At 59.9% G+C, this 19,906-nt stretch carries 13 protein-coding genes; 10 read left to right on the plus strand and 3 right to left on the minus strand.

The window, feature by feature from the left end; translation table 11 throughout:
• Nucleotides 1–79: 79 nt before the first annotated feature.
• The gene (locus NKH50_RS15690) at nt 80–1,495 is read right to left on the minus strand and encodes an adenylate/guanylate cyclase domain-containing protein (RefSeq protein ID WP_352879692.1); all 1,416 of its coding nucleotides are present in this window, start codon (nt 1,493–1,495) and stop codon (nt 80–82) included.
• 198 nt (nt 1,496–1,693) lie between these two features.
• Here NKH50_RS15690 and NKH50_RS15695 point away from each other — a divergent pair, with 198 nt between their 5' ends.
• The 5 genes from NKH50_RS15695 to NKH50_RS15715 all read left to right on the plus strand — a co-directional run bounded on the left by NKH50_RS15695 (nt 1,694) and on the right by NKH50_RS15715 (nt 8,825).
• A complete protein-coding gene (locus tag NKH50_RS15695) occupies nt 1,694–2,518 on the plus strand; it encodes a hypothetical protein (RefSeq protein WP_352879694.1) in 825 nt (274 codons plus the stop codon).
• 73 nt (nt 2,519–2,591) lie between these two features.
• A complete protein-coding gene (locus NKH50_RS15700) occupies nt 2,592–3,116 on the plus strand; it encodes a GNAT family N-acetyltransferase (protein WP_302895874.1) in 525 nt (174 codons plus the stop codon).
• 123 nt (nt 3,117–3,239) lie between these two features.
• A complete protein-coding gene (locus NKH50_RS15705; protein ID WP_352879696.1) occupies nt 3,240–4,625 on the plus strand; it encodes a hypothetical protein in 1,386 nt (461 codons plus the stop codon).
• A 215-nt stretch (nt 4,626–4,840) separates the two neighbouring features.
• Complete coding sequence (locus tag NKH50_RS15710) at nt 4,841–8,140, plus strand: ATP-binding protein (protein WP_352879698.1); 3,300 nt, start codon at nt 4,841–4,843, stop codon at nt 8,138–8,140.
• A gap of 19 nt (nt 8,141–8,159) precedes the next feature.
• Nucleotides 8,160–8,825 carry a redoxin domain-containing protein gene (locus NKH50_RS15715; RefSeq protein ID WP_352879700.1) on the plus strand — a complete coding sequence of 222 codons (666 nt, stop codon included), beginning with the start codon at nt 8,160–8,162 and terminating at the stop codon, nt 8,823–8,825.
• An 86-nt stretch (nt 8,826–8,911) separates the two neighbouring features.
• On the opposite strand, the gene NKH50_RS15720 is transcribed toward NKH50_RS15715, so the two are convergent.
• Nucleotides 8,912–11,767 carry a trifunctional glycosyltransferase/class I SAM-dependent methyltransferase/polysaccharide deacetylase gene (locus tag NKH50_RS15720; RefSeq protein WP_352879702.1) on the minus strand — a complete coding sequence of 952 codons (2,856 nt, stop codon included), beginning with the start codon at nt 11,765–11,767 and terminating at the stop codon, nt 8,912–8,914.
• A gap of 535 nt (nt 11,768–12,302) precedes the next feature.
• Between NKH50_RS15720 and NKH50_RS15725 the strand changes: the two genes are divergently transcribed.
• From NKH50_RS15725 to NKH50_RS15740, 4 genes are all read left to right on the plus strand, one after another.
• The gene (locus NKH50_RS15725; RefSeq protein ID WP_352879704.1) at nt 12,303–12,968 is read left to right on the plus strand and encodes a DUF3450 domain-containing protein; all 666 of its coding nucleotides are present in this window, start codon (nt 12,303–12,305) and stop codon (nt 12,966–12,968) included.
• 169 nt (nt 12,969–13,137) lie between these two features.
• Nucleotides 13,138–15,633: an OmpA family protein gene (locus NKH50_RS15730; protein WP_352879706.1), complete on the plus strand. Its 2,496-nt coding sequence runs from the start codon at nt 13,138–13,140 to the stop codon at nt 15,631–15,633.
• Between the two features lie 15 nt (nt 15,634–15,648).
• Nucleotides 15,649–16,140 carry a Rab family GTPase gene (locus NKH50_RS15735; protein ID WP_254818889.1) on the plus strand — a complete coding sequence of 164 codons (492 nt, stop codon included), beginning with the start codon at nt 15,649–15,651 and terminating at the stop codon, nt 16,138–16,140.
• 3 nt (nt 16,141–16,143) lie between these two features.
• Nucleotides 16,144–17,214 (plus strand): adenylate/guanylate cyclase domain-containing protein, encoded by a 1,071-nt coding sequence (locus NKH50_RS15740; RefSeq protein WP_254818890.1) that lies wholly within the window; start codon nt 16,144–16,146, stop codon nt 17,212–17,214.
• Nucleotides 17,215–17,341: 127 nt separating this feature from the next.
• Here NKH50_RS15740 and NKH50_RS15745 read toward each other — a convergent pair whose 3' ends face one another.
• Entirely contained in the window at nt 17,342–17,527 is a 186-nt protein-coding gene (locus tag NKH50_RS15745) for a hypothetical protein (protein ID WP_352879708.1), read from the minus strand.
• A gap of 49 nt (nt 17,528–17,576) precedes the next feature.
• On the opposite strand from NKH50_RS15745, the gene NKH50_RS15750 reads away from it, so the two are divergent.
• Nucleotides 17,577–19,877 (plus strand): mechanosensitive ion channel family protein, encoded by a 2,301-nt coding sequence (locus tag NKH50_RS15750; RefSeq protein WP_352702009.1) that lies wholly within the window; start codon nt 17,577–17,579, stop codon nt 19,875–19,877.
• Nucleotides 19,878–19,906 lie beyond the last annotated feature (29 nt).

Raw genomic sequence — 19,906 nt, forward strand, 5'->3', positions numbered from 1 at the left:
GGCCGGGACGAGCCAAATCTTCAGGGCCAAGCCTTCAGGGGCCGAACCTTCAGGGGCCAAACCTTCAGGGGCCGAACCTTCAGGGGATCGTGTATACTGCTATCTCCCGGTCAATGCCGCGCAGCGAGACCTCGTGGGGCACGGGCGTCAGCGCATTCCTGTGCAAGAGATCAGCGGTGAGATTGTCGTCGACCACCGCTCGAGTGGCGAAGATCGCCTGTGCGTTGGCAAGGTTCTGGACCCGCGAAGCAATGTTGACCGTCTGGCCGAAATAGTCCTGTCGCTCATTCATAGACACGGCGATGCAGGGGCCGGCATGGACTCCGATCTTGAGCAGCAGATCCTCGCGCCCGCTCTTGTCGTTGAGCGTACGCATGGCATCGCGCATCCTGAGGGCTGCAGCGATCGCACGATCGGGCGTCGCAAAGGTCGCCATCACCGCATCACCGATCGTCTTCACCACCGCGCCTGCCTCCGCCGTGACGATCTCGTGCAGAACCTGGAAATGCTCGCGCACGAGATCGAAGGCTGAAAGGTCGCCCACCCGCTCGTAAAGCTCGGTCGATCCGCGCAGGTCGGTGAACAGGAACGTCAGGCTGGTGATCTTCAGGCGCTGGTTGATGTCGAGTGTATCCGTGCGATAGAGATCGCGGAACGTCTGGTTGGTGAGCAGGCGCTTGGCGGTCAGGAAGGGCCGGCGTTTTCCCAGGAAATCATGCAATGCCTGGCTGGCGATGAAGACCGTCGGCAGCACGCGGGTGTCGGTCCGGTTTTCCAGCGAAATGCGCAACGGGCCGGGTTGCATCTCCAGCGTCTGGTTCTGAACATGGTCGCGGTCGAAGGCCAAAGAGAGGCTCCGGCGCTCCTTTGTTGGTTCGCCCTTCCCGTCGATGAACTGCGCCGAGTGGGTGACCGGCTCGAAGACGATGATGAATTCGGACGGAAGCTGTATGGGCAGAACCGCCTTTTCACCGGGCGCAAGCTCGATATCCTCCAGCGAGAACGCTTCCATCTTTTCCGCGAAATCCTCTTCCGGCAGATCGACGCCGGACGCCCAGTAGATCTGGCGGAAATATTCCGCCACCGGCAGTTCGTGTGGACTGTGGGCGGCAATCCTGCGCACGCGGGGACTGACGGTGAATGTCACCTCGACCATCTCGTCTAGGGTCGGCGAATAGCCCTCGGAGCACAGCGCGCAGGTGTATTCGTCCCTTTGCAGGGTTTTCAGCGTGGCGTTGGTGTCGAGCACGCCGCCACAGCCGGGGCACAGAACATTCCAGGAAATGTCGAAGATGCCCACCCGCGCGGCATGGAGAAAGGCGCCTATTGCGCGCTCCTCGTCGAGGCCATGCTTGCTGGCGAAGGCTGGCGCATTGATGCGGCAAAGTTCGCGGTCCTCGCCCTCCGCGATGGTTCGCTTGATCGCGTCGATCGCCTGTGGATCGACATCGGCCGATTGTCGCAGAAGTGAGAACAGATCCTGAGCTTCGTTCATCGTGCAGGCTCCGGAAAATGCACCCCGTGGCGTTTTGACCGGACCGGTCTTTGGTCCGAATGCTCCATCTTACTTCGAAACGAACCGTGCGGCCATTCGAATGGATAAGCCTGGTGACCGTTCACTTAGGCCGATTTTAACCGGCCGCAAGCAGCATTATGATGGTCCATGGAGCCTTCATCTTTGGGATTTTCTCCCATGCCGACATCCGACAATCCGCCATTTCCCGCGACCCTGCGCCTTTTCTCTGCGGTCGTCATCATCGTCCTGATCGTAGGCGCCGGCCTGTTTTTCGTGCCTGTTCTGGTCAAACCGGGCTGGCCTTGGGCCGTCACGCCGTTCAATGCGCGCTTTCTCGGCGGCTTCTACACCGCCGAAATGGTCGTGATGGCGGCGCTGCTGGTCTGGAATCGCTGGTCGCCCGGCAGGCTCGTGCTCGTCATGGCCTTCATCTTCACCGTCATCGTGTCGGTGGCTTCGTTCATCAATCTCGGCTATTTCAACTTCGAGCGCAAAGCGCCTTGGCTGTGGTTTTTGGTCTATCTTGCTTCGGTCGCGGTATCCGGGCTGTTCCTGTGGCGGGCCAGAGCCCGTCCTTCTGCGAAAGGGGTGACCTTAAATCCCGCATGGCGCGGCTACATGCCGGTGGAATCCGCGATCCTTGGGCTCTATGGCGTCGGCCTGTTGCTGTTTCCCCTGACATTCAGTGGCATCTGGCCATGGCCGATCGATGCCTTCCACGCTCAGGTCTACAGCGCAATCTTCCTCGCCGGTGCGGGCGGTATATATCTCGTCTGGAGAAGCGCGCCGCGCGAGGAACTGCTGGTGCTCGGGTTGGCACAGTTTCTGGTTGGCCTGCTTGCCATCCTCGGCGTCGTCATCACCGACGCTGCGGTGCACCGGATCGACTGGACGGCGATCGGGACATTGTGCTGGCTCACGCTTTTCGGCTGGATCGGCATCAGCGGCGTCTTCAAACTCTACGCCGCCTCCCGGTATTTCAGCTCGCAATCGGCATCATAGGTTGAGAGACGGCTGGATTTTCAGGTGGCGTCCGGTGCATCGTACCGGGCCGATTGCCTTCGCCGGGAACGCCATGACCAGCACGACGTCGCCACCCTCCGAGAAAAGCCAGCCGCTGCTCCGGTCCGTCCGGCCAAGCGATGCAGAGGCGCTTTGCGCTATTTTCAACATGCCGGGCTTCCGCCAGGGCACGCTCAGGATGCCTTTCGAGATGGTGGAGCAGGTGGCGCGGCGCATCGCCAAGTCCGGCCCGGAAACCACCTGGATCGTTGCCGAGCTGGACGGCAAGGTCGTCGGCCACGGCAGCCTGGTCGTGCAGGGTTCACCCCGCCGTTCGCACATCGGCGAGATCAATATCGGCCTTGACGATGCCTTTGTCGGCAAAGGTATCGGCTCTGCCATACTTGGCGCGCTGCTTGACGTGGCCGACAACTGGCGCGCCCTGAAGCGAGTCGAATTGACCGTCTATGCCGACAACGAACCGGCCCTCCGTCTCTACAAGAGCCACGGCTTTGAGATCGAAGGCCGGCATGTGAAGGCCGGCTTTACCGACGGGCAGTACCACGACCTCCTGAGCATGGCCCGGCTGCGGTTCTAAGATCCGCTGTTTGCCTTGGCTGTTTAGCCAATCTGACAATTTGTGCCGAGTCAGCGAACAGGGCTGCATCCAGCAAGTCTGGTCTCGCTTGGCGTTTACACCGCAAGCGGCTAGACGGGACCAATGACCGCCGTCTTTGATCCAACCCCTACCCCTCCGCTGGAAATTCTGGCTGTGCTGTCGCTGCTCTGCCCGGAGGTCGTGCGCGACATCGAGCAGAACTGGAATGCACCGGTTTCCGATTACGCCCGCCATCTGTGGCGGCCGGTGGCAAGGCCTGCATCGGGCCCGGCGATCGCTGCCCGCTCGATCCTGCGCGAAGTCCTGCATCAGCGCCTCGATAGGATCATGCGGCCTGAGGAGATCGGCAAAGCCCTCGACGAGTTCGAGCACAGACCGGTGATTCAGTCCGGCCTGCACTGCCTGCTTCTGATGGACCGGATCACCTTCGATGCCCTCCTGCTTGCCTGGCTCGGCGCGGTCGAAAACGGGCTGTCGGCCTTCGTCGGCTTCATGGGAACGACGATGACCATGGAGACAGTTGGCCGGGAGGGGCCGGGATGGCTCGATGTCGGCGACGACAAGGTCAACCTGTTCGGCATGGGGCGCCACAAACTGTGCCGCAAAAGCGCCTGCGTGGCCGGTCCCGTCTCCCTCAACAAGCGCGCGCTCGAAGCGGTGGGCGATGAAACGGATGCCAGCCGCTGGCTGGGCACACTGCTTGCCAGCCAGGACAAGGTGTTTGAAACCGCCGCCGATGCGCTGACTGCCCTGAACCACGATCTGGTCGCCAATTGGGATCGTGCCGGCATGGCCCTGCCGCTTTTCATCGATGATCGGGCCGCCGCGGCTGCCATGGCGCGGCATCTGGAATATGACGGCGGCCTTCTTTCCAGACTGCTCATTGAACCCGCAAGACGCCAGCGTCTCGAACGTGCCTGGCAAGAGGCCGCATCGAGCCCATTTGGCAGATTCCTGCCCAATGCCACGGACTATTTCTGGGGCATTCGCGAGGAGCGCGTGCGCAAACTCGTTCTCGAGAACGGGCACCTGATCGAGCCCGACAGGCCGCAAGGTCTTTCCATCCCGTTCGAGCGGCCGTATCTCAGGCAGGCGCTGCTGGACGGCGTGCTGCTGCCGAACTTGTTCCTGACGTTCCTCGTCCTTGCCATATTGCCGCGCGCGCGGGTCGTGGGGGGCCTGAGACAGATTGGCTATGTAGCGCTTTTCCACTCGATCCTTCTGGCCGCGCTAGACGAAAACGCGCCGGAAGAGCGCGATCTGGCTGCGGAGCTGCAGGTTCGGGAAAATGCCTGGGGCATGCGGGTCATCGATGAAAAGATCTCAGTCCGCGAGAAGCTTGCCGGCCTGCCGGAAGGAGCGCTCTTCCCGGACCTGCTCCGGCAATACCGATTGCGGACATTTGCCGAGACGACCGACGACCTGAAACTGGTTCGCGAAAACGCCAGATGGCGCAAGATCGGCCAGGCAGAGATCAAGCCGACCTGAGCCTAATTCGCAACCGCAAGCTGACAGCGTTTGCGAGCCAGCCGTTGTATCAAGAGGTCATGGGAGCGCTCTGCCACCGGACCCACACGGATGGCTCGATGCCCATTTGCGCTGCCGCTTGCTCGTCGACGGCTATCGGTGCATCCTTGTGAATAGCCTGGCCGTGCAGTGCGGGCGAGATCACGCCGTCACGGCCACTAGTGAGGTCTTGTTCGATGGACTGCTCGGGCTGCGGTTTCGAGATTGAGGGCGGTTACGCCTTCTGTCCGAGGTGTGGCAGGCGCCAGCCCGTGCCATGCGCCAGTTGCGGCTACACCTGCGCACCTGATTTCGAGTTCTGTCCGAAATGTGGGGCAAGCGTCGGTGCGCCCGCAAAAGCCGTCGAACGGCCTGCTCCGGCACCAAGCCGGACCATTGTGCCGCCTTCTCGAACTCCGTCGCTGCTTCCGAACATCGAAAGCGAAGAAGGGCTGCATCCCGTCTCCGACGCCGATCGCCGGACCGTAACGGTCCTGTTCGCCGATCTTTGCGGCTTCACGACACTCAGCGAGCAGCTCGACCCCGAGGTCATGCAAGCGCTGCAGAATAAACTGTTCAAGGAATTGACGGCGGCCGTGCGAAACTTTGGTGGTTTCGTCGACAAATTCATCGGCGATGCACTGCTCGCTTTGTTCGGTGCGCCGGTCGCGCATGAGGACGATCCGGAACGTGCGCTTCGCGCCGCTCTCGACATGATCGCCCGGACGGCGCGGCTCGGCGAAAGCACCCCCCACTCCGGCTCGCCTCTGTTACTCCACATCGGCATAAACACTGGTCCGGTCGTTACTGGCGGATTGGGCATCGGCACCGCCAGATCCTATTCGGTGACCGGCGACACAGTGAATACGGCGCAACGCCTGCAATCGCTGGCCGCACCGGGTGAGGTGCTGGTAGGCGAGCTCACTCACAGGCTGACCCGGCATGCCTTCTCTTACGAGTCACTGGGTGATGTCGTGTTTCGCGGCAAGGCTGGCAGCGTGCTCGTCCATCGACTGGACGCACCGCTAGCGGTGCCGCGTGCAGCGCGCGGGCTAGAAGCGCTCGGCCTCAGTGCGCCACTAATAGGTCGTGGTGCGGAGCTCAATAGAATGATGGCGAGCCTTGACCAGGCGTGCGGCGGCTCGGCCCAACTTGTCCGCCTCGTCGGAGAAGCTGGTATCGGGAAATCGCGGCTGGTGAAGGAGTTCGTCGCCCGCGTCGGCGACGAGGAGCGTTTTCGCAACGTCGTCGTGCGGCAGGCCACGTGCTCACCGCTGGGCGAACAATCTTTTGGCGCCTTGGGCGCCGTGGTGCGCAGCGCTGCCGGGATGATGCAAAACGACAATGGGGACGAAATGCGGGGGAAGCTCGCAGGCTTGCTTGCCGATCTCGGCCTGCAGGGCGAGGAGGCGATGCGGCTGATGCCTTTGCTCTATCATGTGCTCGGCCTTGGCGACCCCGATGCCACCTTGCAGCATGTCGAGCCTGAGCAGTTGCGGCGGCAAATTCTCTACGCAGTCCGCACAATCATCGAACGGCGGCTTGCGTTGTCGCCGCTGTTGATTGTCGTCGAAGACCTGCACTGGGCCGACGCCGTGTCGCTCGAGGCACTACGTTTCGTGATGGACAGGTTAGAACGCACGCGGTTGATGTTGCTGGTCACGCATCGTCCGGCGCCGGACAACGACCAGCTCGACTCAAGTCGGGTCAGTCACACAGCGCTCAGGCTTCCGCCGCTCAATAGTGATGACGGACGCAGGCTGCTCGCGGCGCTTTTCGGCGAGAGCTGGGTAAACTCCGCAGGAGGGCTTCTCGATCAGATCCTCGAGCGCGCGGGCGGCAACCCCCTTTTTGTAGAGGAGATTGTTCGCGGCCTTATCGATCGCGGTGTACTGATGCGAGAGGGCCAGCGATGGCGGACTGTGGCCGGCGAAGTCGCAACCGGCATCCCCGCCACTATCCAGGCGATGTTGCTTGCCCGCGTCGACCGGCTGCCCCCAGAGGTGCGCCGGTTGGCTCAGGAGGCCGCGGTAATTGGCCCGCGTTTCGATGCCACACTTCTGAAATCCGTGACGGCCGACCCCGGCCGGCTTGAAGCCGGCTGCGAACTGCTTTGCGATGCGGAAATCATCGAGGAAGTTGCCGGATCAGGCTCGGTCTCGTCGCAAAGCTACCGCTTTACGCAAACATTGCTGCAGGACGTGATCTACCAGAATCTGCTCCTGCAACGCCGGACCGACATCCACGGGCGGGTCGGTGCTGCCTTGGAGCAACTGTGCGGCGACAAGCCGGAACGGCTCGAGGATTTGACCGTGCTCGGTCATCATTTCGCACAGAGCGCCGAGCGGGAGAAGGGCGCGCATTACCTGCAGGCGGCAGGCGATCGCGCTCGCATGATATACGCCAACGACGACGCCCTTCGTTTCTACGAGCGAGCACTGACAGCATTGGACGCGATCGGGCAAACACCGCTCAAACTGGCAATTGCAGAGCGCATTGCCGATTTGAGCGGCCCGGCAGGCCGCCGCGAGATCGCGCACCACCACTACGAGACCGTGTTGCAGGCATATCGCGAAGCGGCCAATCACGTCGCCTCGGCGCGAGTTTTGCGTAAGATCGGTCGGCTGCTCTGGGACGTCGGCAAGCGGGACAAGGCAGAACCCTGCTATGCTGAGGCGGCAGCGCTCCTCGATGGGGCGGATGCCCCGATCGAGCAGGCGCATCTGTGGCAAGAACGTGGCCGACAGGCGTTCCGTAGCGGAGATCACGCTCTCGCGGCAAAATGGGCAGACGCGGCGCTGGATTGCGTACGCAATCTGACAACGGAGCATGTCTCCGAGGTTGGGTGTGATGCCACTCTTGTGACCGCCGAGGCACTCAATACCAAGGCTGTCGCGCTGGCTCGCCTCGGGCGAAACCGTGAGGCCGTGCGTCAGGTTGAGCGTAGCATTGAATTGGCCGAAGCCGCCGGTCTGCTGGGCGCGGCCTGCCGCGGCTACACCAATCTCGGCGTGCTATACACGACCATCGATCCGGCACAGGCGATGGAGGTCTGTCGGCGCGGTCTTGAAGTGGCGCGCCGTATTGGTGATTTGGGTTTCCAGGCGCGCCTCCTCGCCAATCTGGCGGTCGCTTGTTGTACTTTCACGGATCGCTGTCCAACGGAGGGCATACCTGCTGCCGAGAAGGCCATCGAGATCGACAGGGCGCTCGACCAGCGCGAGCACCTGCCGGTGCCGTTGATCGTGCTTGGGCAGATCCACCAGTGCAACGGCCGTCCGGACCTGGCCGTTGGTTTGTTCCACGAAGCACTGGACGTAGCCCGCGAAACGGGCGAACCCCAACTGCTGTTTCCGTGCTATGATGGTCTTGCAACGCTTAATCTCGACCTCGACAATCTGGCCGAGGCCGAACGCTACTTTTCCCTGGCGCAGGGTATATGCGCCCAGCACGGGCTCGACCCGGAAGCGCTCGTGGTGCTGCCTTTTCTCGACTAGCCGGGGTTGGAGGTTGGAAATGTTGGTGCCGCTTCAACCGGGCGACCGTGCGCCGAACGTGGTACTCGACGCCATTACCCAGGAAGGCAAGATCGCGCTTGACGACTTTCGCGGCCAAAAACCGGTGCTGGTCGGCCTGTTTCGAGGTCTGCATTGTGCGTTTTGCCGGCGCCATATCGCCGCCCAGGCGCGGCTTGATCCGGAGCTGCGCGAAAAGGGCGTGGAGAGCCTGACGGTGGTCAACACGCCGATCGAACGGGCGCGTCTCTATTTCCGCTACCATCCGATGCCGAATCTGCTTGCGGCCTCCGACCCTGAACGCGCTTCACATCGTGCTTTTGGACTGCCCAATCTCGAATTCACCCAAAACGAGACGAACTGGCCGTACAAGGTCTCGATGGCAGCGGCAAAGGATATGCGGGTCGACATACCAGGCGAGTTGCCCGGTCCTATGGATCCTCTTGAGGCCAGCGAAATCCTCAACAAGAAGGACCATTACGAACTGACGGAAGCCGACGAGCAGATGATAGCAACGGGACACGGACAATTGATCGGTCAGTTCCTGCTGGACCGGCAAGGGATCGTCCGCTGGAGCTTCACGGAGGTTCCAGAGGGCGGGCGATACATGTTTGGGGCGCCAAGCCCGCAGGAGCTGATGTCAGCCGTGTCCGAAGTCGCCCAATAGACTTGCGAACGAGGCAAGCGGAACGGGACGCTGAACAAAACGCGGAACCAACTTGTTACAAATCTAGACACTGACAAGTTCACGGTTCATGCGAGCACGGCCTCGACAACCGCAACAAAGTCATCGAGCGAACGATCCCCACGAATCTCGATACGCGGAAGGTCGATGGGATCGCAATCGAGGTCCGCCGGCCCGTGTCTGCCGCCGAAGCCGATTCGATAGCCGCACTCCTTGGCCAGCCTGCCAAGCCGTCGGTCGGTGACTGAGAAGGGTGCCGCGAACGCCGCGGTTGGCCGACCGGTCCAGCGTTCGATGAACATACGAGAGCGCAGAAGCTCAGCGGCCAAGTCAGAGCTCGACAGACCATCGATCGCGCGATGCGTCGCCAGATGGCTTCCGAAGAAGGCGCCTTCGCCGGCGAGGCGTCGCACCGTCCCGGCGTTCATAAGCTGCGTCGGCGGGCCGCTGTAGGCGTCCCACTGTGCACTTTCACCCACCAAGTCCGTCACCAGGAACACTTCCGCGGTGAGGTCGTTCGCGCGCAGGGTCGGCCAGGCATGGTCGGCAAAGTTCTGGAAGCCGTCATCGAAGGTGATGAGCACCGGGCGGCCAACGAAAGGCTGACGGTTGGCGATGAACCATTCCAGCTGCTCGGAGCTAATCGCGTGGAAGCCATTGGCGCGCAGCCATGTCATTTGGCTGGCGAATGCGGCGGGCGTGAGCCGAAAACGGGCGAGCGCGGCCGGACCTTCATCGGAGACGCTGTGATACATGAGAACAGGGATACGTTGCCGCCGCTCGCTACGTGCAACGTCGCGGCGCAAGGCCCGTGCCCCGCCCCAGACGATTTTTCGCGCGACCCCCATATCGATGCACGCGCGGATTGGCACATGATCAATGACTGGTTCCATCGCCACGTCGCCTGGTGACAGGCGGCGGAAGCGGTCTATGCGATAGAGCTCGGTCTGGATCGATTGCTCGAGGACAAGACCTTCGGTCCCTGCCAGCGTCTCCGAGATCGCTTGTGCACCGAATGTGTTCCAGTCGAAGCCCGTCCTCTCAGGATTGTCACGTAGCACGAATGCGTGTGCGCTGATGAAGCTGCCGCCAGGCGCCAATGCCTCAACGACTTTCTTGGCGAAGCGTTGCAACTCGGCGAGATCATCCAGGTAGTAGAGCACTTCCGAACAGAAGATCAGATCCATCTCACCCGGTAGCGTATCGGCCATGAAATCCAGTACGCCGAACTCAACATTCGGCTGATCGCCGCATCGCGCGCGCGCCCGTTCGATGGCTATGGCGGAGATGTCAGTTGCGGTCAAATGGCTCACGCGCGGCGCCAGTTGCCGCGTGAAGTGGCCTTCCGCACAGGCCAGCTCAAGCGCCCGTCCAATGGGACCGGCAGGCAGAATTTCGAGCTGCCGCTCATATTTCTCCTGCTCATAGGACGAACCGTAATTCCAGGGATCCTCGGTCGCGAAATAGCCATTCCAGAACGACGTGCGATCCTTGTCGTGCCTGGCCCGTGCGCGGCGCAGCGCCGGGAGAGGCTCCGCAGGTTCGGCGCTCGACCGAACCAGCTCCCGCGCTTCCTCGGCCAATTGGGCGAGTTTGCCGAAGTGACTGTCCGGATCGGACCGGCCTTCAAGCCGCTCAGGGGGCACGACATTCAGGATCAATTCAATCCAATAATCCCTTGTCACTGTCCCAAGTACGCCGAATTGCACGACAGCCTCGATCTGGCCATCCATCATCAGATAGGCATAGATTTGATCGATTCCTTCTGGCACTTCGATCGAGGTCGGATTTCGCGTGTCGACACGAATTCCAAGTGTCCGCGCCAGCCTGCGCGGCGCAGCGAGATCGTCGACGTCGAGCAGCATTTGCTCAAGATGATACTGGACGCGGCGAGCCGCGTCGGGATTGTTCCAGACCTTGCCGAGTTCGATGATCAACTCGGTGAGGGAACCGCCGAACCTGTCCCACCTGGCAGCCAATTGCGCTGGCACCGACAGGCTTCCGACCGCTAGGCCATCGAAGATCACCTTGGCGATCTCTCGTGCCCATTTGCGTCCTGGCGGCAGCGCGCGCAGGGACTGCGGGTTGATCGAGCGCGAGCCGCTGCCGCAATCCGACGCGGCGTTCCACAACGCGAACCACGCGAGTGCCTCGGAGGCGGTGCCGCCGTTCGCCTCGATCGCTCCATTGGCGTGAGCCGACGCCGGATGTTTGACCCTGGGATCGGCGGAAAAGCCGCGGGCGATCACGATTTCAGCATCTGCCAGCATCTGCGTCGAATTGCGGCTGAGCGCGTTGGGGCTGGTCCGATAGAAAGCGAGCGGCTCATCGACCATCACCCAATTTTTGCCCAGACGTGCGAGGCGCTGCCACAGGTCCCAGTCCTCGCAGGTGCGCAGCGACACATCGAAACCGCCCAACTCGACAATTGTCTCCCGGTCGACCAGCAGCGCGTGAATGGCGATGGCACGTCTGCGGGCGAATGTCTCGAAGGGCTGGATCGCAACCTCCGTTGCGATGCTCGACGCGGTGAGTTCGCCATCGGGCATCACGCGCCGGGAACCGCAATAGGCGGCCACTGCATCGGGAACGGATTTCAGTGCCGCCAGCATTTTGGCGAGGAAGCTGGCATCCACCCAATCGTCGGCATCCAGAAACATGAGCCAGCGGCCGCGCGCCGTCGAAATCCCGCTATTGCGCGCGCCGGCGGCGCTATAGGCGGAAGACCTCAACGTCCGAAATCGGGCATCGTGCTCTACATAACCGGCGATGATCGCGGGGGTGCGGTCCATGGAGGCGTCGTCGACGATGATCGCCTCCCAATCCACTATTTCCTGATCGAGAAGGCAATCGAGTGCGCGCGCCAGCGTTACCTCCGCGTTGTGCGCAGGAACCACGATTGAAACCAAGGGATCATGCGCCACGCCGTCTTATCCGCGCCCGGTTCGAAGGCAGAACAAGATGCATTGATCTTTCTTGGCGTGCCGGCAAGCGTTGTGCCGACGGCTTGCTCGGCATTGAAAATCGGTGCCATACCGCCTTGCGGTAGCATTGTCTTGAATCATCGAGCTTTCGTTTCTTCGGCAAGAGTCGGCGAATGTCAAAACCGGATGACGGCATCGGCTGGCAGCACTGTCCTGTCAAGATCGGGGCGAATTAGAGACAGGCAAAAGACTTGAAGACAGGCTGAATAGCAAGCGCGCATGCCCGACGGCTTGGAGCTGAGGTCGATGCGCCAGGCATCTCCGCTCTCGCATTTCATCTGCAAAAAGATGATCGCGGGCGAAGACGCGAGCGCAAGCTGATCCGGATTCGAGGCGCATGTCGAAATCTACCCGAGTGGGGACGCACGAACCGACTTGAGCCGAGAAAATTCCGGCTTGCGGGTCGGCTATTTTGCTGACATGTTTATCAGTTTCTAAATTAGCGCTGTGGCAATGTCAAAAGAAGGGGCATGGGATGGCCAAGGAATCTTCGAGTACCGCTTCTTCGGTAAATAAAGCGGACGCAAATCTGATAAGTAATGCAGACGGAGGCGGGCTGACCTTCATGGCGGGCCAGGCTCGCGAGAGCGGGCCCCCCGGCGACGCCGTAGGTGTCGACAAGATACGTGATCTGCTGTTCGGCAACCAGATGCAGGACTATGACCGCCGCTTCTCCAAGCTTGAAGAACGGGTCTTGCAGCGCTTCAAGGATGTCGAATCCGAGGCCAAGCGCAATCTTGAAATGTACGAGTCAAATGCAAAGAAGCAGGTCGACTCGCTTGCGGCGCAATTGCGGAACGAAAAAGACGCGCGAGCCGACGCCGACAAGGAGATTGATCGGAATCTTCGCGAGCAAAATCAGGCGCTCGAAAAGCAGGTGCGCGCGTTGTCGGATCAGTTGAGCGAGCTTGAGCGGGAAGTTGCGGACCGGATAAATCGAAACGATCATTTGCTGCGTGAGGAAATCAAGCAAAAGAATGAAAGCATTCAGATGCTGATGGAGAAAATGTTTTCCGATCTTGGCAATGTCAAGACCGACCGAAATCTTTTGGCTGGCCTGTTTGTCGAGGTTGCAAAATGTCTAAATCAGGATCCCGCCGGCAGCAAGAACAACTCGGAGCGTACCTGGAAAGTGAGTTGATGGGAACTTGACGTCGACTGTCGACCCAATCAGCCTCCCTAAAAGAGCAGCTTCGAACGATACAGAGATTGATCGCGAGGCTCTGGCTCGCCTTTTGATCGAAATTGCCCGGAACGTTGATCCGGACTATCGTGCGCGTCTCGACGGAATCCCAACCGCCGATCCTCGCATGGAAACGCTTCGCCAGTTGCTGGTCGGCCGCGAAATTTCGGAGCTTTCACGAGTTACCCACCTGCTCGACGAACCTGAGCAGCTTGCGGCGGCAGTGGGGGGCGTCCTCCCCGGTGCAGCCGCACGCGCGTCTCATGCGCAACTCGGCGAGGCCCTTGCGCCAGTTGTCGAGAGGGCTGTGCAACGGTCCATCCAGAAAAGCCCGCGCACGCTGACGGATATATTATACCCGGTGTTTCTGCCGGCTATTCGCAAGTCGATCGGCGAAAAGATCGACCAAACCTTTCAGTCGCTGAATGAAACCTTAAGACACATATTTACTTGGCATGGGCTCAAGTGGAGACTTGAAGCTTGGAGAACGGGGGCAAGCTTCTCAGAAGTTGTTCTTAGGCATTCTCTTGTCTATCGTGTAGAACATGTCTTTCTCATTCACCGCAATTCCGGGCTTTTGATCAAGCATGTAACTGCCGAAAACGCAACCAGCGAAGATCCTCAACTGATTTCCTCGATGCTTAGTGCAATTCAGGATTTTGTAAAAGACTCATTTAACGAGGAAGAACAGAGTGGCCTGGACATTATCCGTTTCGGGGAGCTTCGTCTCTGGTCGGAAGTTGGGCCGTTTGCGACCTTGGTTGCGGTGATCCGGGGAAATCCGCCGGAGGAATTACATGAAATAATTCGCGATGTATTGCTTCGCATCCATGATGAATGCTCACAGGCCCTGGAGCAGTTTGACGGCGACAGTTCGCAGTTGGCCGGCGTCGAGACGCAGTTGCAGACCTGCGTTGATCTGAAGCAGGAGGAATCAAACCAGGGATTTCCGTGGCTGGTCCTGGCTGCAGTCCTGCTGGTTTTGATTCCCGCAGGCGGTTGGTTCTTTCTTTCCTGGCAATCCGGGCAGCGCTGGCAGGCGTATGTGTCGCGACTGGGGATCCAGCCGGGCATCATCGTTGCCGACCAAAAGGTGCGCGATGGCCAATTCTATATTACCGGCCTGAGAGACCCTCTTGCCGCCGACCCGCAGTCGCTGTTGGCCGGAACGCAGGTCGATCCCGCCCGCGTTCATTCACACTGGCAATTCTATCAGAGCCTTGATCCGGAGTTCGTGTTGAAGCGGCTGACGGCGTCGCTGGTTCCGCCGGATTCAGTACGACTTTCGATCGTCAATGATCGCATCGTTGCCGAGGGGGAGGCTCCCGACACCTGGATAGATCGGGCGCGCGCAGCGGCCCGACAGCTTTCGGCAGGCGGACCGGAATTCGACATCTCCAAAGTTCGTGATGTGAGCCCCGAAGCACGCGCGGCGGAGCGCTGGCAGACTTATGTGTCGCGACTGGAGGCCCAGCCGGGTATTATCGTTGCCGAACAAAAGGTGCGCGATGGCCAATTCTATATTGCCGGCCTGAGAGACCCTCTTGCCGCCGACCCGCAGTCGCTGTTGGCCGGTACGCAGGTCGATCCCGCCCGCGTTCATTCGCAGTGGCAATTCTATCAGAGCCTTGAGCCGGAGTTCGTGCTGAAGCGGCTGACAGCGTCGCTTAACCCGCCGAAATCGGTTCGGCTTTCGATCGTCGAGGATCGCATCGTCGCCGAGGGTGAGGCTCCCGACACCTGGATAGATCGGGCGCGCGCAGCGGCCCGACAGCTTTCGGCAGGCGGACCGGAATTCGACATCTCCAAAGTTCGTGATGTGAGCCCCGAAGCACGCGCGGCGGAGCACTGGCAGGCCTATGTGTCACGACTGGAGGCCCAAGCGGGAATCATCGTCGCCCAGCAAACGGCGAGGGGCGGACATTTCTATATTTCCGGCCTGAGAGACCCGCAGGCCGCCGACCCGCAGGTTCTGCTGTCCGGAACAGGGGTCGATCCTGCCCGCGTTCATTCGCAATGGCAATTCTATCAAAGCCTTCATCCGAAGTTCGTGGTGAAGCGGCTGATGGCGTCGCTGACTCCGCCGGATTCAGTACGGCTTTCGATCATCAAGGATCGCATCGTTGCCCAGGGTGAGGCTCCTGCCGCCTGGATAGATCGGGCGCGGGTCGCCGCCCAACAGCTGTCCGCGGACGGACTCTCTCTAGAACTCTCCGAGCTGCGTGAGTTGACCCCTCCGGAACTGACTCATTTGAGGGAGGCTATTCAAACGGTCAGCATTTTCTTCGATTCTGGCAAGGCTGTACCGGGACCAGAGCAACTGCCGGTTCTCGACAAATTGGCGAGTCAGTTGAAGGAATTGGCCACGGACGCCCGCAAGGCAGGGGTAACAGCACAATTCATGTTGACCGGCCATTCGGACGAGACGGGCCGTGAAACGGCCAAGTTGTCGATCAGCGCGGCGCGCGCGGAAACAGTTCGTGCGCTTCTCAAGAAACGCGGCGTCGATCCGGAATTGCTCTTGGTTCGCGGCGCGGGCACCTTTGAGCCAGCGGAGACTGAAAATAGCCGAACCGGGAGCTCCGCGAACCGCAGAGTTTCGGTTACGGTAAACTTCCACTAGGCGGAGCCCAGGATATTGCAAAAGAAGATCTGCATGTTGGGCGGGTTCGCTGTCGGAAAGACGAGTCTGGTTCGCAGGTTTGTGCAAAGCATCTTTTCAGAAACCTACTTGACCACGGTGGGAGTGAAAATCGATAAGAAGAGTGTCGCATTCCCGGACAAAACCGTGGATCTGATTTTGTGGGACTTGGCCGGCGAAGACGATATCGGCTCATTCCGCGTCAGCTATGTGCGAGGTGCGAGTGGGCTCGTGCTTGTCGTCGATGGAACACGCGCTGCTACTCTTGCCGTGGCGCTCACGTTGCGCGAGCGGGCCGAGGCTGAATTCGGCGCTATGCCGTTTGTATTGCTGTTCAACAAATCCGATCTGGCCGATCGGTGGGCAATATCGGATAGTGAAATTGACGAACTGAGGCAACTTGGATGGCAAATCTATCTAACAAGTGCGCTTTCGGGTGAACATGTTGATGATGCGTTTCGTCAACTTGCTTCGATGGTCAGCAAATAAACCATGCATGTCTTGCCAAGAGAAGTTAGAAGCTGGATTTACGATTTCTTCTACAACGAGCGCTCGGTCGCATATCTAAAAATCGACGCCCAGCTTTGCGTAGCTGCGAAGGGCGGTAACGTTAAACATTACGGACTCTCGTCAGTTCGCATAGGTAAGCCTGTTGCCGAGCAGCTTGAATTCATGGAAGGTTTGTTGCCCTGCCCGGAGCTTCCATTTGATATGGACATGGTCGAACTGCCCGGCGGGCGTGTCGCGGACCTCCATCTTTTTGCTGACAATGCCTGCGTGTGGCTGCTCTTTCTTGACGCCGCTGCCGAACGCGACAATAGGCAGCGGCTTCAACAGAAGGCTTATGAAATGACGCTTCTGCAAGAGAGGGAGCGTCAACTCAACGAGAAATTACAATCGATGAACGAGGCGTTGAGGGCGAGCCAAGAGGGATTGTCGCGTGAATACCAACGCGCCGAAGCCCTACTCCTCAACATTCTTCCGGCGTCGATCGCGGAGCGCTTAAAAGCGGACGAACAAATTGCAGACAACCATGCTGACGTGAGTGTGCTTTTTGCCGACATCGTCGGTTTTACGGAAAGAGCGCGGAGCGTCGGAGCCGTAACGACGCTCGCTATTTTAAATTACTTCTTCAAGGCGGCGGATCTGCTCTCGGAGCAATACGGCTGCGAAAAGATCAAGACAATCGGCGATTGTGTAATGGTGGTCGCTGGCCTGCCCGCCGCGCGATCCGATCATGCGGAAGCCCTTGCGCACTATGCACTTGAACTGCGCAACGAGGTCAAGCGCGAACGCTTCGCAGGAGAACCGATAAGACTCAGAATTGGAATTCACTCAGGACCAATCGTGGCGGGCGTCATAGGCAAAAGGCGGTTTGCCTATGACCTATGGGGCGACACCGTTAATCTCGCCGCACGTATCCAAACGTCCGCGGAGCCCGATGAAATCCGCATTTCGGATGCAACTCATCAACTGCTTGGACCAAATTTTGCTTGCGACCCACTCGAGGAAACGGAATTGCGTGGTACAGGTCGTGTGCGAATGTGGCGGCTCCCGGCCTGATTTGCCGCATGGCAGCGCCGACTCGGAAGCGCATTGCATCTCAAGCAACATCATGGTTTCCAATGTCCGCAGCGGTGCGCGAAGCAGTTGACCACCGAGCGACCGCCAAAGGTCTGTCCTAGTCAGTTCAGGAAATCAGTTCCTGAGGTTTAACGTCGATGCCCAGTTTATAGAACGGCCGGAGACCTGGGCCGAGGTCGGAATGCCCTGCCCCCGCGGCTAAATAAACACCGCCAAGTACCCGGCGCAAGGTCCGGCTCGGAACGATGACGTCTTGCACCGCAACATCGGTTTCTTCAAGGTAAGGCAACAACGGACATAGATGTCGTTGCTTGCCGATTTGACCGGAAGGTTACAGCACGATGCCACGCATCACTCGACGATTGGGGGCCAGGAATCTGGCGCGCCCGGCACGGCGTCTCGGAGACCTGACCGCGATGTTTGCCTTGATTGCCAGGCCGCTCGTCTTTGGGATCGCCCTTTTGTTGGCTGGTCAGGCACAGGCGCAGGCGCCGGCGACGGTCCCGCCTGAAAGGGTCAAACAGCTGTTCGAGCTTCTCGACGATCCGTCAGTGAAGGCCTGGGTGGCCGAACAGCGAAATCAGGACGCCGGGTCAACGGGAGCGCCTGCCGAGCCAGGGGCTTCGCCGACCGACGCATCGTCCGGCGCCGTGGCCGCACCAGGCCCGATGAATACGATGGCATCCTCGACGCTCGATGGGATCAGGCATCATATCGAAAGAATCGTGCGAACTTTGCCCTTGCTGCCAAGCCAGTTCGCGCGCGTTCGGGCAGAGACAATGGAGGATATGTCCAGCAAGGGGCCTGCCGGCGTATTTGTGCTGATTGCAATGTTCATCGCTGCCGGCCTGGCGCTCACTTGGGCAACGTACAAGCTCACCCGCCCATTTCGTCTCTGGATTATCGCGCAACCGAAGGATACGCCCGTTGGGCGAGCCAAGAAGATTGGTGGCCGCCTGCTTTATTCCAGCCTGCTGATAGTCTCTTTCGCACTGGGCAGCGCCGGCGCATTCATGTTGTTCGACTGGCCGATGCTTATCCGCGAGATTGTACTGACATTTCTGATGGCGGCAGTCGTTACATGGGGTGTGCGCATGTACGTCATGGCCATGCTCGTCCCTTCCTTCATGAACGTCGAGAACGCCGGCGAGGTTCGTGCTTTGCCGATCACCAACGACGCGGCTGACCATTGGTCCTATTGGCTACCCCGGATCGTCGGCGTCTTCGCCTTCTTCGGCGCCGCGTTTATCCTCTTGCCAGGTCTCGGCATCGATCAGGACGGAATGATGGTCCTGTCACTGGGCGCCGATTTCGTGCTGCTGTTGCTCCTGCTGCTTGCCATTTGGCGTCGGCCAAGAACGCAGCGAGACGGTGCGAGCCACATCGGTCACACGGAAGCGACATGGCTATTGACTGCTTATTTCGTCGTCCTGTTCCTGCAGCGTATCGCCGGCCTTAATACATACTTCTGGTTCACCTTCGCCGCATTCTTCCTGCCTTTGGCGATCGTGGTGACGCAGCGCGGGGTTAATTTCGTTCTGCGGCCAGGTTCGGAAGATGTCGGCCGGCCCACGATCCCGGCGGTGACGATCGCTGTCATCGATCGCGGAATCCGAATGATTTTCATCCTGGCGGCGGCTTACCTTCTCGCACGTGTCTGGGGTCTGGACATGCAATCCATGCGGGACAGCGATACGACGACGACGTTCATATTGCGCGGCTTGATCAATGTCGTGGTGATTGCCCTCGCCGCCGACTTCGGCTGGTCGATCATCAAAGCTTTGATTGAACGAAAGCTCGGCATCGAAACACCGCACCCTGTGATCAGCGACGAGGACGTTCCGGTCCTCGATCCGCAGCAGGCGCGGCTGCACACACTCTTGCCGATCCTCCAGAACATTCTGCTCGCATCGATCATCGTGATGGCGGTGCTTATGATGCTCGCCTCGCTGGGAATCCAGATCGGCCCATTGATCGCCGGCGCCGGCGTCGTCGGCGTCGCCGTGGGCTTTGGCGCACAAACCATCGTCAAGGACGTCATTTCAGGCGTGTTTTTCCTGCTCGATGATGCGTTCCGTGTCGGCGAATACATTTCATCGGGCAATTACAAGGGTACTGTGGAAAGCTTCTCGCTGCGCTCGGTGAAGCTGCGCCACCATCGTGGTCCGCTGTTCACGATACCTTTCGGTGAACTCGGGGCAGTCCAGAACCAGAGCCGTGACTGGGTTATCGACAAATTCAACATCACCGTTGGTTATGACACCGATATCGACTTCGCTCGCAAGCTGATCAAGCGGATCGGCCTCGAACTGGCGGAAGATCCCGAGTTCAAACACTGGGTGCTCGACCCGATCAAGATGCAGGGCGTGCAGGAGTTCGGGGAATACGGCATCGTATTGAGGGTCAAGGCCACAACCAAACCGGGAGGCGCCTTCGGTATGAAGCGCAAATTCTATGTACGCCTCCGCCAAGTCTTCAAAGAGCAGGGCATCGAACTCCCATTTCCGACCGTCCAGGTCCAGGGGCTACAGAACCCACATGGGGCAGAGAATGCGCCGTTGGAGATCACACCCGAGTTGAAAATGGCCGTTGCGCAGTCGCACACTATTCGGCGCAGAAAAAAAGCCAGCACACCGGAGTAGGAAAGCTGTGACACCTGCCGGTCACAGCG

The sequence above is a fragment of the Mesorhizobium sp. M1027 genome (assembly GCF_040318745.1).
Lineage (GTDB): Bacteria > Pseudomonadota > Alphaproteobacteria > Rhizobiales > Rhizobiaceae > Mesorhizobium.

Excerpts from the sequence above, each read along its gene's own strand:
- NKH50_RS15750 (WP_352702009.1), top strand. The coding sequence starts at position 17,577 with ATGCCACGCATCACTCGACGATTGGGGGCCAGGAATCTGGCGCGCCCG.
- NKH50_RS15710 (WP_352879698.1), top strand. The coding sequence starts at position 4,841 with ATGGACTGCTCGGGCTGCGGTTTCGAGATTGAGGGCGGTTACGCCTTC.
- NKH50_RS15705 (WP_352879696.1), top strand. The coding sequence starts at position 3,240 with ATGACCGCCGTCTTTGATCCAACCCCTACCCCTCCGCTGGAAATTCTG.
- NKH50_RS15695 (WP_352879694.1), top strand. The coding sequence starts at position 1,694 with ATGCCGACATCCGACAATCCGCCATTTCCCGCGACCCTGCGCCTTTTC.
- NKH50_RS15725 (WP_352879704.1), top strand. The coding sequence starts at position 12,303 with ATGGCCAAGGAATCTTCGAGTACCGCTTCTTCGGTAAATAAAGCGGAC.
- NKH50_RS15740 (WP_254818890.1), top strand. The coding sequence starts at position 16,144 with ATGCATGTCTTGCCAAGAGAAGTTAGAAGCTGGATTTACGATTTCTTC.
- NKH50_RS15690 (WP_352879692.1), bottom strand. The coding sequence starts at position 1,495 with ATGAACGAAGCTCAGGATCTGTTCTCACTTCTGCGACAATCGGCCGAT.
- NKH50_RS15700 (WP_302895874.1), top strand. The coding sequence starts at position 2,592 with ATGACCAGCACGACGTCGCCACCCTCCGAGAAAAGCCAGCCGCTGCTC.
- NKH50_RS15730 (WP_352879706.1), top strand. The coding sequence starts at position 13,138 with ATGGAAACGCTTCGCCAGTTGCTGGTCGGCCGCGAAATTTCGGAGCTT.
- NKH50_RS15715 (WP_352879700.1), top strand. The coding sequence starts at position 8,160 with ATGTTGGTGCCGCTTCAACCGGGCGACCGTGCGCCGAACGTGGTACTC.